General features: G+C 65.6%; 10 protein-coding genes. 5 read left to right on the top strand and 5 right to left on the bottom strand.

What is annotated here, in order from left to right; genetic code table 11:
• Positions 1-44: 44 nt before the first annotated feature.
• From KY501_RS44750 to KY501_RS44740, 3 genes are all read left to right on the top strand, one after another.
• Positions 45-881, top strand: a complete 837-nt coding sequence (locus tag KY501_RS44750) for a metallophosphoesterase family protein (RefSeq protein ID WP_224370748.1) — start codon at positions 45-47, stop codon at positions 879-881.
• A gap of 104 nt (positions 882-985) precedes the next feature.
• A complete protein-coding gene (locus KY501_RS44745) occupies positions 986-1,360 on the top strand; it encodes a response regulator (protein ID WP_224370746.1) in 375 nt (124 codons plus the stop codon).
• A 102-nt stretch (positions 1,361-1,462) separates the two neighbouring features.
• Entirely contained in the window at positions 1,463-2,749 is a 1,287-nt protein-coding gene (locus tag KY501_RS44740) for a hemolysin family protein (protein ID WP_224370914.1), read from the top strand.
• A 6-nt stretch (positions 2,750-2,755) separates the two neighbouring features.
• On the opposite strand, the gene KY501_RS44735 is transcribed toward KY501_RS44740, so the two are convergent.
• Complete coding sequence (locus KY501_RS44735; protein ID WP_224370744.1) at positions 2,756-4,219, bottom strand: FAD-dependent oxidoreductase; 1,464 nt, start codon at positions 4,217-4,219, stop codon at positions 2,756-2,758.
• 71 nt (positions 4,220-4,290) lie between these two features.
• On the opposite strand from KY501_RS44735, the gene KY501_RS44730 reads away from it, so the two are divergent.
• On the top strand, positions 4,291-4,932 hold the full coding sequence (locus KY501_RS44730) for a TetR/AcrR family transcriptional regulator C-terminal domain-containing protein (protein ID WP_224370742.1): 642 nt from the start codon (positions 4,291-4,293) through the stop codon (positions 4,930-4,932).
• A gap of 78 nt (positions 4,933-5,010) precedes the next feature.
• Here KY501_RS44730 and KY501_RS44725 read toward each other — a convergent pair whose 3' ends face one another.
• The 4 genes from KY501_RS44725 to KY501_RS44710 form a co-directional block, all read right to left on the bottom strand.
• Positions 5,011-7,488 (bottom strand): carbohydrate-binding module family 20 domain-containing protein, encoded by a 2,478-nt coding sequence (locus KY501_RS44725; RefSeq protein ID WP_224370740.1) that lies wholly within the window; start codon positions 7,486-7,488, stop codon positions 5,011-5,013.
• A gap of 615 nt (positions 7,489-8,103) precedes the next feature.
• Positions 8,104-9,303 carry a serine/threonine protein kinase gene (locus KY501_RS44720; RefSeq protein ID WP_224370738.1) on the bottom strand — a complete coding sequence of 400 codons (1,200 nt, stop codon included), beginning with the start codon at positions 9,301-9,303 and terminating at the stop codon, positions 8,104-8,106.
• 160 nt (positions 9,304-9,463) lie between these two features.
• Positions 9,464-11,314 (bottom strand): serine/threonine protein kinase, encoded by a 1,851-nt coding sequence (locus tag KY501_RS44715; RefSeq protein ID WP_224370736.1) that lies wholly within the window; start codon positions 11,312-11,314, stop codon positions 9,464-9,466.
• A 22-nt stretch (positions 11,315-11,336) separates the two neighbouring features.
• Positions 11,337-12,254 (bottom strand): DUF2381 family protein, encoded by a 918-nt coding sequence (locus KY501_RS44710; protein ID WP_224370733.1) that lies wholly within the window; start codon positions 12,252-12,254, stop codon positions 11,337-11,339.
• A 459-nt stretch (positions 12,255-12,713) separates the two neighbouring features.
• On the opposite strand from KY501_RS44710, the gene KY501_RS53480 reads away from it, so the two are divergent.
• Positions 12,714-12,863: a helix-turn-helix domain-containing protein gene (locus tag KY501_RS53480; protein ID WP_309243050.1), complete on the top strand. Its 150-nt coding sequence runs from the start codon at positions 12,714-12,716 to the stop codon at positions 12,861-12,863.
• The last annotated feature ends 878 nt before the right edge of the window (positions 12,864-13,741 follow it).

Below are 13,741 nucleotides of genomic sequence, written 5' to 3'. Positions count from 1 at the left end.
CTGCGCGCCCTGACGGTGTTTCTGGAGGGACCTATGAATGCAGCATGCCCCTCCGGAAGCTGGCGCACCTCTCGGATCTCCACCTGGATCTGAGCCCCCATAGCGACGCGGCGGCACGAGCCCTCGTGGAGAGCCTGCTCGCCGAGCGCGCGGATCATGTGGTGGTGACAGGAGACCTGACGCACCAGGGAGCCAGCGCGGAGTTCCGCCGGTTCCGGGAGATCTTCGCACCGCTGCTCGACACGGACCGGCTCACCTTCATCCCGGGCAATCACGACCGGCCCGGGGACGACGTCGTGAGGCGGTGGATGAAGGGCCGCAAGGTGTGCACGGTGGAGCGCGAGGGCCTCTACTTCGTCTGCGTGGACTCCACGGGGCCGCACAACCGCCGCTCCTACTTCGCGAGCCACGGAGCGCTCTCCGCAGCGGACCTGGACACGGTCGATGCAGCCCTCGCGGCGGCACCGCGAGAAGCCCTGACGGCGATTCTGCTGCACCACCACGTGCTCCCCCTCCCCGAGGAGAGCCTGCCCGAGCGGCTGGCCACGCGCCTGGGCTGGCCAAACGCGTCGGAGCTGGCCCTGGGCGCCCGGCTGGTGTCCCGAGTCCTCGGTCGCTGCGATCTCATCCTTCACGGGCACCGTCACATCCCCCGCGAGTTCGATCTGAAGGGTCCGGGGGACCGCGCCTTGCGCGTCTACAACTCGGGCAGCTCGACCGAGCTGGGCCAGTTCCGGGTGTTCCAGCACGCGGGGGGCCGTCTGCACGCTCTCCCGGTGTGGCAGCGAACCGCGTCCGTGCCGACTCCCAAGACCGCGAGCCACAACTTCCTGCCTGCGCTACAGCACCTGGCGAATCAGCTGAGCACGGCGCTGCTCTGATCGAGCGCCCGTCCGCTCTCCTGCTCCCCAAGCCAGCGTTCCTGATCGGGTCCGGTGAATGAGGACGTCACACCGGGTGGTTCTCCCCCTGTCAGGGAGGATCTTTGAGCCGACCGATTCCGGACGATGGACGCAAGGTCCTGGTCGTCGACGACGACGCGGACTGGAGAGAGTTCTTGAGGCTGTGCCTCGAGGATCTGGGTTACGAAGCCATCGAGGCGGCCGACGGCCAGGAGGCGCTGAACTCGCTCTCTCGTGAGCGGTACAAGATCATGCTCCTCGATTTGAACATGCCGGGCATGAGCGGCCTGGAAGTCGTCGAGCGGATGCCGCGCAACACGAATCCGCGCATCGTCTTCCTCACCTCCGCGGCGGCTCAGGACGTGGGCAACGCCCTGCGTTCCGGCCCTCATTACTACCTTCCCAAGGGCGCCAGCCGGGATCAGCTGTCGCTCCTCCTGCAATCCCTGGAGGCCTGAGTCCCCAGCGGGTAGAACGGGGGGTGGCCCGCCTGGCTGCTCCACCGTCAGCCGGGACTCTCGAGGGAGGCCGTCATCGCATCGGAGCTCATCATCGTCCTGCTGTTGGTGCTGGCGAACGGTGTCTTCGCCGGCGCGGAACTCTCCATGCTGACGCTGCGCAAAACGCGCCTGCGCGAGCTTCTGGAGGAAGGCAACGGAGCGGCCCGGCTGATCGCGGCGCTGCGCGCCAACCCGGAGCGTCTGCTCGCCACCGTGCAGATTGGCATCACTGTCGTCAGCTCAACGGCTGCCGCCTTCGGAGGTGCGTCTCTCGCCCACCCGCTGGCGGGACTGCTGGTACAGCTGGGCCTGGGCGAGGCAATCGCGGAACAGGTGGCCTTCGCCCTGGTGGTGGGCATCATCTCCTTCCTGTCGTTGGTGCTGGGCGAGCTGGTGCCCAAATCGCTCGCCCTGCGCTACTCGGAGCGGTACGCGCTGCTCATCGGCCGCCCGCTGTATGGGCTCTCCTGGCTGGTCCGGCCGGTGGTGTGGCTGCTGACGGCCAGCTCCAACCTGATCCTGCGCTTCTTTGGAGATCGGACGAACTTCACGGAGGCACGCCTGTCTCCCGAGGAGCTGCAACAGCTCGTGGAGGAGGCGTCGAAGGCAGGCACGCTGGATCCGCGCGCCGGAGAGATCGCCTCGCGAGCCTTCGATCTCACCGGGCTCACGCTGTCGGCGGTGATGATCCCTCGCAATCGGATCGTCGCATTGCGCCGGCATGCGAGCGCCGAGGAGATCCGGAAGGTCCTGCTGGAGGGGGGCCACTCCCGGATGCCCGTATACGAGGAGTCGCTGGACAACATCGTGGGCTACGTCATCGCGAAGGATCTGCTGGGCGTGGCCTGGGAGGGAACGCTGATCGTCCTGGAGGACGTACTGCGCCCGCCCTACTTCGTCTTCCAGACGATGCGAGCCATCGACGCGCTCAAGGAGCTGCAGCGGCGCCGCATGCAGCTGGCCATCGTGGTGGACGAGCGTGGGGGCGTGATGGGGTTGGTGACGATGGAGGATCTCGTCGAGGAGCTGGTCGGGGACATCCTGAGCGAGACGGAGACTCCCGAGGAGCTCATCCACCGCGAGAGCCCGACGAGCGCGGTGGTGCAGGGCACGGCGAGCCTCCGAGAGGTCAACCGCACCCTGGGGCTGGAACTGGAAGAGGGCCATGGATACTCCACGCTGGGAGGCCTCTGCTCCGCGCTGACGGGCACGATTCCCCAGCGAGGGACACGGCTGACGCTGGACGACGGCACGGTGCTGGAGGTGTTGGACGCTACTCCACGACGGGTACGCTCGGTGCGAATCGTCCTGCCGGCGCAGCAGCCCGCGGTCGCTCCCGAGGGGTGACCTGGCTCAAGCCCCGACGTAGCCCACGTGCCCATCCGGGCGGATCAGCATGGAGGACCAGGGCCGCAGCTCCTCGGTGCCACCCTGAAGCTCGGCGGAGACCACGGACGTCCACTTCGCCCAGGGCCCTTCGAGCGCGGGGCGCGAAGAAGCAGCGGAGCGCTGGAGCAGCAGCCATCGGCCCTCGTGCATGAGCGAATAGAGGGGCCGACGGGAGCCATCGTCCAGGTGAAGCCCGAGATCGGGCAGGCGCTTCCCCACGAGACGTGGCGCCGCATCCATACCGAGGGGCGCGGGGAGTGGAGCATCCGGATAGGCCACATCCACGGCGGAGATCTGCTCGGCGAGAGCCCGATTCGCGGCGGGGATGTGCAGGAGCGATGACAGGGTCTCGCGCAATGCCAGCCCGGCTGGGCTGAAGGCACAGGTCAGCGCCGTCTGGCTCAGCGTGTTCTGGATGAGGCGGGCGCCCACGGGATGGCGCTCACGGTGATAGCTGTCGAGGAGCGACTCCGGAGCGATGCCGCGCACGACACCAGCCAGCTTCCAGCCCAGATTCATCGCATCCTGCACGCCGACGTTGAGTCCTTGGCCCCCTGCGGGCATGTGGATGTGGGCCGCATCGCCCGCCAGGAAGACACGCCCCTGGCGATAGGTGGTGGCCTGCCGTGTCTCGTTTCCGAAGCGCGACAGCCAGAAGGGGCGACACATGCCGAAGTCCGTGCCGATGACCTTCCGGGCCGCGTGGGCCAGCTCTTCCAGGCGGACAGGCTCGGACTGAGGCACGGCGGTGCGCTCGGGATCCACCGCCACGATGCGGTGATGCAGCCCATCTCCTACCGGCGCAACCATCAAGCAGCCGTCCTGATTCACGCGCGAGATCGCCGGCTGTGAGGGAGGCTCTGCCAGGACGACATCTCCCAGCATCAGGCTCATGGTGGAGTCCGTGCCAGGGAACGGAATACCGGCGAGCGCGCGAACCGCACTGCGAGCCCCATCCGCACCGACCACATAGCGCGCCCTCACCCGGAACGTGCCGCTGTCACAGGTGCCCTCGAGCTCCACCCTCTCCGAGTCCTGCTGGAGACCGGTGACGACATGCCCTCGGCGGATGTCCACGCCCAGCTCCCGAGCGCGCTCTTCCAGGAGGGCCTCGGTCTCCGCCTGGGGAATGAACAGGGTGAACGGGAAGGCCGTGTCGAGCACGGAGAAGTCGAGCCGGGTGTCCAGCACGCCGTAGTGCGCGGCGGGCAGAGGCCGGCCTCGAGCCAGGAAGCGGTCCACCACCCCTCTCAGCGCCAGCACCTCCAGGGTGCGCGGATGGAGCGTCAAGGCGCGTGACTGCCGCACCCGCTCCGTCCTTCGCTCGAGCACCCTCACCTTCACCCCGCCCAGTGCCAGCTCGCTGGCCAGCATCCACCCCACCGGGCCTCCTCCCACGACAGCGACATCCACTTCCTCGTGCCTCATGCCGTCCTCCAATCTAACAGCGTTAGTCTCCATCTAACGGCGTTAGTCTGTCAACGCAACCAGGAGCAGCGATGCGGATACAGAGGGACCAGGTGGTGAAGGCAGCGCTGGAGCTGTTGGATGAGGAGGGGCTCGAAGGGGTGACGATGCGCAAGCTGGCGCAGCGCCTGAACATCCAGGCGCCCTCGCTCTACTGGCACTTCACCAACAAGCAGACGCTGCTGGACGGGATGGCCGATGCGCTGCTGGAGCCGGTGGCTCGCGGGCTGAAGCCTCGGGCGCGCTGGGATGCGGTGCTGGCCCAGGTGGCGGGAGAGTTGCGACAGGCGCTCCGTTCACACCGGGATGGGGCGAGGGTCTACGCGGGAACCTTCACGGTGACGGAGAACACCCTGCGCGTGAGCGAGGCGATGATCGGAGCTCTGCGAGGCGTGGGAGCGACCTCACGCGTTGCCGCGTGGGGCTCCTTCTCAATCGTCGACTACGTGCTCGGCTTCACGATCGAGGAACAAGCGCTCGATCCGCGCTCGAACCCCGAGGCCGTGAAGCTGCACGAGCGCCGCAAGGAGTTCTCATCTTTTTCAGCGGACGCCTACCCGAACGTCATGGCTTCGCTGAAAGACATCACCGACGAGGACTTCGATGCTCGCTTCGTGTTCGGGCTGGAGCGGCTCATCGCGGGATTGAAGAGCGCCATGAGCCCGGGCTCCTGAACGATGGGCACGCCTGGAGGGCGGCTGAGGACTTCCTCCAGACGTGCTGCCTGAAACAGGACTTGGAGCCCCTGAGTCTCAGAGCTTGAAGTTGCCGTCACTGAAGCTGCTGCTGGAACCGCAGGCCGCCGTGGTCTTCTCGCGGTTGCCGCTGGTGGTGGTCTGGTTGCTCTCCCAGACGACCTGAGCCGTGGACGGGTTGTACTTCACATACTTGTACTGGAAGGCGGTGTTCGGAGGCAGCTGGACGGTCCCGCTCCAGGTGGCATTGGCTCCCGTGCCCTGAATGGTGAGCGCGAACCCGCTAGCCGGAGTCCAGTTGCCGAGCGCGGCCTGGTTTCCGACGACATAGAGGTTCTGACCGGTGACCGTGTTGGCGTTGGCAATGGAGAAGGTGACGGACACGGTGGAGCAGCTCGTCCCAGAGCTGACCGCGAGCTTCCAGTCACTTCCGCTGTTGTTGTCCCAGGTGCCCGAGCCATTGTTGAAGACGAAGTCGAACTCGGTGGTGGTGCTGGAGAGGGCAATCGCGGGTGACTGCCAGTAGCCATCACTGCGCTTCGTCATCGCCGCGTCGGCGACGCCCGTGGCCCAGTTGTTGAAACCATAGTGGATGTTGACGGCCGATCCGTTGGCCAGCGTGCCCTTGTAATAGATGACCACGCTCTGGCCACGAACGAGCAGCGTCGCGTCGTAGTCCACGGGAGTCTTCGTGGGGCAGAAGCCAGAGGTGCACGAGCCCGCCGCCGAGGTGGTCGCCGAAGCCACCGCCGAGCTGGCCGAAGTCCCTGCGGAGTTGGAGGCGGTCACCTTGTAGTAGTACGTGGTGCTGGCAGCGAGGCCCGTCTGGGTGAAGCTCGTCGTGGAGCTGGTCCCAACGTTGGTGAAGGTTCCCGTGCTCGAGGTCGACTGAGAGACGGTGTACGAGGTTGCCCCCGAGGAAGCGGCCCAGGACACAGAGATGGAGCTGGACGAGACCGCGGTGGCAGTGACGCCGGTCGGAGTCGGGGGAACCGTGGGCGTCGAGCTCGCCTTCTGGCCGGTGTAGATGGCCACTGCGGGGGCGGTTGAACCCCCCACCCCACCGATCGTCACGGTGGCATTGCCACTGCTGTCGACGGTCACGCTGTCGCTCGTGCAGGAGGCGCCTCCCGAGGCGAGCAAGCCGTGAACGATGTTGCAGTAGGTGCCCGCGGGCAGGCCGGTGGCGAAGGTCTTCGTCCAGCTCGCTGTGTCATTGTTGAGGGCGACAAAGCCCACGTTGCCCCGGCTGAAGGCCAGCTGATTGCCGGTGCCGGTCTGGATGTTCGCCATGGGCTGCCCGGCGGTGGCGTTGCGGAAGGCGACCATGGGGTAGATGTCTCCCCAGCGGTGCACGAAGTCCCAGGCGCCCATGATGATGGCGTTCCCGTTGGCGTCATACGGGCTGGCGGACGGCGAGTTCTGATCCGTGTTGCTGAGCGAGAACGTGAAGCCAGACTGGAGCTGCGCACGGCCGTAGGGCTGGGCCAACATGTAGATGTTGGCGAGATCGAACCGTTTGTTGTTGTCGGACTGGAGGTTGAGCGAATCGCCGGAGTTGCGCTCGGTGTCGTGGTTGTCGACGAAGATGGTGGCATTGGCGCTCGACACGAGCCCCCAGGAGCCACCGCCATTGCCGGTACCCATCACCGTGGGGAGCTGCGAGATGTTCAGTCCGTTGTTGTTTCGGAAGGTGTCACGGACGGCATAGGTGAAGGGGAACTCGTTGATGGTGCCGTTGATGAGATAGTCACTGCGGTTGGCGGTGCCGTCGGGGATCACCTCCTGCGTGATGAACACGGACTCACCGAGCAGCGTCGTCTTGGGCACCTGGGCGAGGATGGCCTGGATGTCCGCGGGCCACATGTGCTTGGCGGCATCGATGCGGAAGCCATCCACGCCCATGTTGACGAGCGTGGTGAGGTACTGGGCAATCTGGCCTCGGGCATAAGTGGAGTCAGTGGCCACGTCCGGCAGGCCGACCAGCCGGCAGTTCACGACGTTGTTCCGGTTCGAGTTGTAATCGGAAGACTGGATGCTGCATGCGGAGTGGAAGTCGTTCACTCCGAAGTAGGGATACTGCGGAGTGTTCCCGTTGTAGGAGGAGCCATCCGTGGCGGTGCCGGAACCGCCTGCCATCTGGTTGAAGACGACGTCCGCGTAGATGCGCACACCCGCGTTGTGACAGGTGGTGATCATGTTCTGCAGCGCGGTGGCGTTGCCCATGTCGCCGACGAGCCCCCGGTAGTTGACGGGCTGGTAGATGTTCCACCACGCGTTGGTGGTGATATGGGCCTGGGGCGGAGAGATCTGCACGGCCCCGAAGCCATTGGGCCCGAGGAACTTCGTACACTCGGACGCGATATCGTTCCACCGCCACTTGAACAACTGGACGTACGTGTTTGGCGGGTTGAGAGATACGAGAGCGGAGTGAGCTTGAGCGGTCTCCGGATCTTGGGGTTGGGCGCAAGCTCCCGCGATACATCCCGCGAGCGCCACGAGGATCGGGTAAGAGCGATTCTTCATCTTCGGCATGTGTCCTCCCAGGCTGGGTACGAATGCGTCATCACTTGCTCGTGAAGGCACGCAAAAACAGACCTGCCCCTGGTCAGGACTCGTGTGATGTCATTCCTTCACAGAGTCGGCTTTATACCACGCGACTCGTGAGCCACCACGAAAACGCGCGTTCCCATATCAACCATCTAGACCTGAAGCTCTACATGGAGATCCATGGACATCCCCCCTTCCGTACGCGGCTGGCGCCGCTGGGCTTCGCGACGCAGGTGCCCGAGCAGGCTGAGGCCTCCTCTGCGGGGATCGACGAGGTCGTCACTACGGGAGCACATCTGCTGGTTGTCAGAACCCGCGGCTCCTCTCCCTCGGGCCGCGCACGATCCCGGTGCGGCACCGTCTGCGGAGGCTACCGCGCGTCACCTCCCCTTCGCTAAGATGAAAGACATTGGGGAGCCGGACGAAGAGCCCCGTCCAGGGGCCTTCATGAGATAGAACCCACCAGGAATGAGGAGTTGACCATGCGTGGCCGCGTCATCGCAGGAGCAATCTTGCAGGGTGTCCTCGGAGGAGGGTGTCCACACGACGCTATGCCAAAGCAGGGGCAGCGGAGGGCGTGAGAAGAAGCGCGGCGGTTGGCTACGTGGCCCCGCTCGGTTCGGTGATGAGGTCGTCCGTCGTCACCATGTCGGGCGGTAGCTCGCTCTCGCTTGTGGGCCCAACCTCGCGCCGGTTCATGCTGGCCCCGTCACGTGAGTGACTGGCCTCCTCGAGAGCCTCCTTGGCTCCATAGGGGGATCCGATCGCGGCGAGGCCCGGCCGCAGGTCCGCCTCCAACACAGCCGCCGACGGGTAGCGCTCTTCCGGCTTGCGCGTGAGCAACCTGCGAAGAATGGAGCGCAGCGGGAGCGGGAGCGACTCCGTGATCTCCGCCACCTCCCCCTGATCGAACGTTGCGGCCCGCAGGATGCAGTCTTCTGCATGTTCCGGAAGGTCTGCTTCCATGGCCGTGATGGTGGCATCAAGAACCTGCGTCTTCACCTCCGGCGTCAGAGCCGCCTCCAAGTCTTCCATGCGCGCCTTGCCGGTGCTGTAGAGGTGGCGCAAGGTCGCCAGTTCCAGCAGCACCAGCCCGAGCGCGAACAGATCCGAGCGTGGATCCGTCTCCTCGCCTAGAAGCGCCTCGGGTGAGCAGTAGGCCACATCACCCTGCGGGCGCGGGAGCGTTGTTGCCACTCGGCCCGGGAGCAGGGAACGTGCGCGGGCAAAGTCCGTCAGGAGGATCTCGCCCTCTGGCCCCATGTAGAGGCGAGCGGGGTTCACGTCTCGATGGATGATTCCCAGCGGAGCTCCGCTCTCGTCCTTGCAGGTGTGCGCGTAATGTAGGGTGCTGGCAACCTCGGCGCCCACGTACATGCAGAACGCGGGGGAAAAGGGCGCTTTGCGCATGTGGGCATAGTTGATCAGCGTGTTGATCGAGGTGCCTTCAACACTGTCTGACACGACATACAGAACGCCCTGGACCTCGTAGGGCCCGCGGGTGCGGGAGATCCTCGGGTGTTGCAGGTATGTGGCCAAGCGCGCCTCCTCGCGGAGCCGCGCGCGCATCCTGCTCAGTTCTTCCTGCTCGCGCGACGACGTAGGGGGCAAGCTGCGGACGATGACCGAACGCAGGCGCTTCGTGCCTGTGCGTTCCCATGCTGGGAGAGTCCGCTCCCCCAGCTTCGACTGCGCCAGGTCTTCGATCAGCCCGCGCGACAGATCGACCTCATACGAGAACTCGCCCTGAGAGAAGAGGATGACTCCCGGGATGGTCCAGGGCTGCCTTGCAGTTGCCATGCGGATTGACTCCTCGTAGCGCACAAAGGGGGCGCCACGGAGCTAAACACTACCCGGCACGTCCTAGAGGAGTGAACGACTCCAAGGGTTGGGAGCAAGGCGAGACTGGGCTACAGCGTCAGCGGAAACCCCAGCAAGCCCATCTGGCCCCTGGGCATGGTCAATGCCACCGCCTCACCACAAGCGAGGCCACCAACGTTGAGCCCACAGCGGCCCCGGGCTTCGAGCCCTCCTGCTTGTCCAAGCCCAGATCGCCGCCGCTGATCAGCTCGACGCAGATCGGAACGGTGCGTCCTCCAGGAAGGAAGGCACGGCGATAGCGGCCATAGATGCGATCCCCCGTCGTCCACAGGTGCCCCTCCAGTCGTGTCCCCTTCGGTGCGTTACCCTCGTCCTCGACAAGCTCACCCGTCACGGGACCGTCGTTGAATACCGCCAGCTTGTCCTGTCTGGTCACGGGTTTGGGTTTCCGCTTGGTCACGTCGACGATAATCCCGGGCTGCTCACCGCCTATCCAACCCAGCTCCTTCTCCATCGCGTCCACGGCTTCCTGGGGGCACTCCTCCGGATCCGGGCGCGTCTGCACGCCCGTGCAGCCTGCTTCAACCCATGCGACGGTGAACACGAGCAGCGCGCACCGCTGAACCTTCGAGAGCACTCGCCGGGGGCTGGCCTTCTGCGGGTTGGGTAAGCCGTTGGTGAGGGTGGGTGAATTCACGGGCAGTTCCACGGAAGGGCGCGCCTCCTTCTGGGTAGGGTGAGAAGAGGGTAACTGAGCGGGGCAGCTTGTCGGCTTTTCGGCCAGCGCGGGTACAGGTTGCTCTCCTGGGCCACTCCGGGTCACGGGGGGCGGCTCCGCTGGTGCTGGCCTGTGCAGCACGGAGGCGGCCACTGCTGCCCCGAGCACCACGAGCGCCAACAGCCCAACGAGCGCCGGACGGCCCCACTCAAAGCGCACGCTGTTGAGCGCAGCAACCCTCGCCCCCTGCACGGCGGACGGGTGGGCGGGGATCGGCACCTCCACGCCCCCGGGTTGCCCCTCCTCGATTGGCACGAGCGCCCCCTCGGCGGGTTCTGGCGGGAGCTGCGCAGCAACGGGGTGGGGGCGGGTGCCGCGCCACTCTGGGCCCTCGCACTTCGCGAAATCCTCCAGCGGACTCCGCGCATCCTTCGCCGTCGCGGGCCGCTCGTCTAGCGAGGGGTGGATCAGCATCATCGCATAGCTGCTCAACTCCAGCGGCACTCGCCCCTGGGTGGCCTTGAACGGGGAAGCAGGAGCTACCGCACCCTGGAGCGAGGGCCGATTCTTGCTGAGATCCGGTGTTGGGTCTGTCAGCACATCATAGAGGTCGGCTCCGAGCGCGAAGATGTCATCGCTCGCCTGGAAGGAGTAACGCGCCTCCGGGTTGTGGAGGTTCTCGAGCCAGAAGCGCATCGCCTCCGGACTGCGATTGCGCGGGGTGCCGGGGGGCAACGGTGCATCCGTCAATTCTTCGGCTGCCGCGTAGTCCGCCGCTCCAAAGTCGATGATCACCGGCTCGCCTGCCTTGGTGACCATGATGTTTCCCAGGCTCAAGTCGCGATGAAACACGCCCCGTCCGTGCATGTGATCCAGCGCGTCAAACAGCTTGAGGAACACCACGACGTCTTCTTGCACGGTGGGATAGGTCCGCCGCACCCACTCCCCCAGCGTGTAGCCGTCCACGAGATCGAGCACGACGTAGAGAAAGCCCGAGCGAGGATCCCCACAACGGCCGTGAGCCCACATGCGGATGATGTGAGGGTGGCCGAGTTTCTGGAGACAGACCACCTCTCGCCTCGCGCGTGCGTCCGTCTGCTTCGGATCACCACGCTTGTCCACCTGACAAGCCACCTTGAGCGCGAAGCGCTTCCCGTCCTTCTCCACCTCGTAGACAACGGCATAGCTGCCGCTGCCAAGCTTCCGGACGATGCGCCAGCCATCCACCATCTGTCCGGGCTTGAGGTTCTTGGGATCCAATCGCCAGAACATGCCGAGCACCTCTCGCCTGTGGCTACAGTTTCACTTGGGAAATCGACAGACAGCGGCCGCCGTCAGCGTTGCAGACCCGCAGCGAGTGAAGAGCCTGCAACCATGTTTCCGAATTCCTCTTGGGCATCTCCACCTCAACGGCCACGCTCACCGTACCGCCTGGGGGGATGGGGGCTTGCCCAGAGACCACCGCGCGGGCGCGGCGCGGCTCCCCTCCTGCTGCGGGCATGACTTCGGCCCACGCGGGCGTCCACGGCTCCGCCCCATCGTTGGTCACTTCGAGGACAACCACCGTCCACGTCGACGCCGCGAGCTCCCTGCACTGGGCTGCGCGAAACTCGCCCTCCACCTGGTCGCACCCTTCCCGGAAGGTTCTAGCCCACATGCCCTGCAAGTCCACGACCCCCGCGAGCGCCACTGCTGCCGGGCTCACCGCTGGGGACCTCGCTTTCAACTCCTCCAGTTCCTTGCTCTGCGCCTCGCAGCGCTCGATCGTGGCGGACAGTTCCACCTGGCACGCCGCCACCGTCTGCTGCGGGCGGCTGACGCTAACCACGGCATCCACCTCTCCCGGTTGCCCGGTGAGCAGGAACACGGCGCTTCCAGGCGAGCCCTCGCGATAGGTGAACCGGAGCGCCAACCGTTCCGTCGGCGCGATCGGCGCTGCGAGAACAAGCGTGATGCCCAGATCACTCGGGTCGACTCTGGCAAAGCGGGCGCGGCCCTCCACCTGGACAGACTCACGCACGATCGGCGCATCCAGGACGATGAACGTGAAGGAGCCAGGCGCCAGATAGATCAGCGGCGACTCACCCGCTTTACCCGTGAGAACGATGGAGCGGGGACCCGAGCGCCCAGCGGGCGCAGCCTGTGCCGTTGCGGCAATGCTCCCCAGCAGGGAGGCGAGCGCGACGGCATGCACGGGACTGGGTAGGAACAAGGCGAGCGAACCTCCTGGGTTGGCTGCCACAGTAGCAGACTGGAGACGCCCTCCTGCTCCGGGCGGGCATCCCGCCAGTCGGTGTCCAGAAACTCCCGCGGTACCGAAGCCCGCGAATCACCCCACCCAAGCGGGCAAGACTCCGAAGAAGCCCCGTCCAGGAAAAGCGAAGGGGCTGGAACCACCGGGAGATTTTCCCAGGGATTCCAGCCCCTTCTACCAGCGCGCGATACAGGATTCGAACCTGTGGCCTTTGGCTCCGGAGGCGAAGGGTCCCCCCGTCCAGCCGTTACCAGCCGTTCACAAAGGCTTGGAAACCTTGGGGGTTTGGGGCCGGGGCCCGTCCAGCCGTCCCAGCCGGTAGCAGGGAATCACAGGGCTTTTGCTGCATCCTTGCTGCAAGGTGCAGCCCCTTCCCGGCTGCGCGCTCTCCCGGGAGGTACCGAGAGTCTGCTCACCGTGCGTGAGGTGGCCGAGCGGCTGGGGGTCTCCACGGCCACCGTCTACGGGTTGTGCGAGCGCGGCGAACTGCCCCACGTGCGGGTGAGCAGCGCCATCCGCATCCGGCCTGCGGACGTGGACGCCTTCCTCGCCCGGGAGCGGCGCTGACACGCTGCCGCCCCCTGTTCTCCCGCTGCTATGAGCGCAGTTCGACGCCAGGAAGCCCCGCTCCGAGGGGCAGCGCTGATGGACGGGCCGGTGGTTCCCGGTTCCCGGCCCTATAGAAGGAACCGGAACTACGCGACCGCCGCTTGTATGGCCGGATAACAGCGCGAGAAAGGTTATCGTCGTCCTGCAATGAGTTCGCTATTACCGGATGACGAGCAGTTCTACTCGAGGATCGAGCGGGGGTTGGCTGGATATCCGCGCCTGCGCGCCCTTCTCCCGCCGGGATACCCGCGAACGGGCAGGTCGAGAGTAGAGAGAGCGCACGCCCTCGATTTCGAGGAGGTACGTACTGCCCGATTCGGGCACAACATCAACCTGCCGCTGGCTCTGTACCTCATCGGCTTCGAGGGGACGCTACCGGGCGTGAAGGGGTTCGCGAGTCAAATACTCCGGGACATCGAAACCTTCGCCGCTCAATTTGTGGACACGCCTAGATCCCGGCAGGTTCTTGAGCCACTGTGGACGGCCCCGTGGGATCGAGATGATCCCAAGCTGTGGTCGGTAGTTGCGCATGCCAGGACGAGCCTCCAATTGCAGCACACCGGCGCAAGCATCCTCGCGTTCGAGGCCCCCATCGGGACCGGGGGAAAGACGGCGGACATCGAGTTTCGCCAAGAGGGTCAGGACTACCTGCTGGACCTTGAGATGTGGAACGCAGCCCAAGGCACGACGGCTGAAGAGATCCGGCAGGAGGGAGTTAGGGGCCGCGCAGGAATAAAGTTTCAGTTTGCGGGTGCCCGAGATCGTGCCCATCAATGTAGGCATGGACCTGGAGGAAGTCATCGCGGCGAAGTACCAAGCGCTTGAGAGCGGACTTA

The sequence above is a fragment of the Hyalangium versicolor genome (assembly GCF_020103695.1).
Lineage (GTDB): Bacteria > Myxococcota > Myxococcia > Myxococcales > Myxococcaceae > Hyalangium > Hyalangium versicolor.
Note: the sequence above shows the minus strand (reverse complement) of the source record. Positions and strands in the feature narration are given on the sequence as shown.

What these genes read in the sequence shown, in the direction of transcription:
- KY501_RS44725 (WP_224370740.1), bottom strand. Translation starts at nt 7,488, where the DNA reads ATGCCGAAGATGAAGAATCGCTCTTACCCGATCCTCGTGGCGCTCGCG.
- KY501_RS44750 (WP_224370748.1), top strand. Translation starts at nt 45, where the DNA reads ATGCCCCTCCGGAAGCTGGCGCACCTCTCGGATCTCCACCTGGATCTG.
- KY501_RS44720 (WP_224370738.1), bottom strand. Translation starts at nt 9,303, where the DNA reads ATGGCAACTGCAAGGCAGCCCTGGACCATCCCGGGAGTCATCCTCTTC.
- KY501_RS44730 (WP_224370742.1), top strand. Translation starts at nt 4,291, where the DNA reads ATGCGGATACAGAGGGACCAGGTGGTGAAGGCAGCGCTGGAGCTGTTG.
- KY501_RS44735 (WP_224370744.1), bottom strand. Translation starts at nt 4,219, where the DNA reads ATGAGGCACGAGGAAGTGGATGTCGCTGTCGTGGGAGGAGGCCCGGTG.
- KY501_RS44715 (WP_224370736.1), bottom strand. Translation starts at nt 11,314, where the DNA reads ATGTTCTGGCGATTGGATCCCAAGAACCTCAAGCCCGGACAGATGGTG.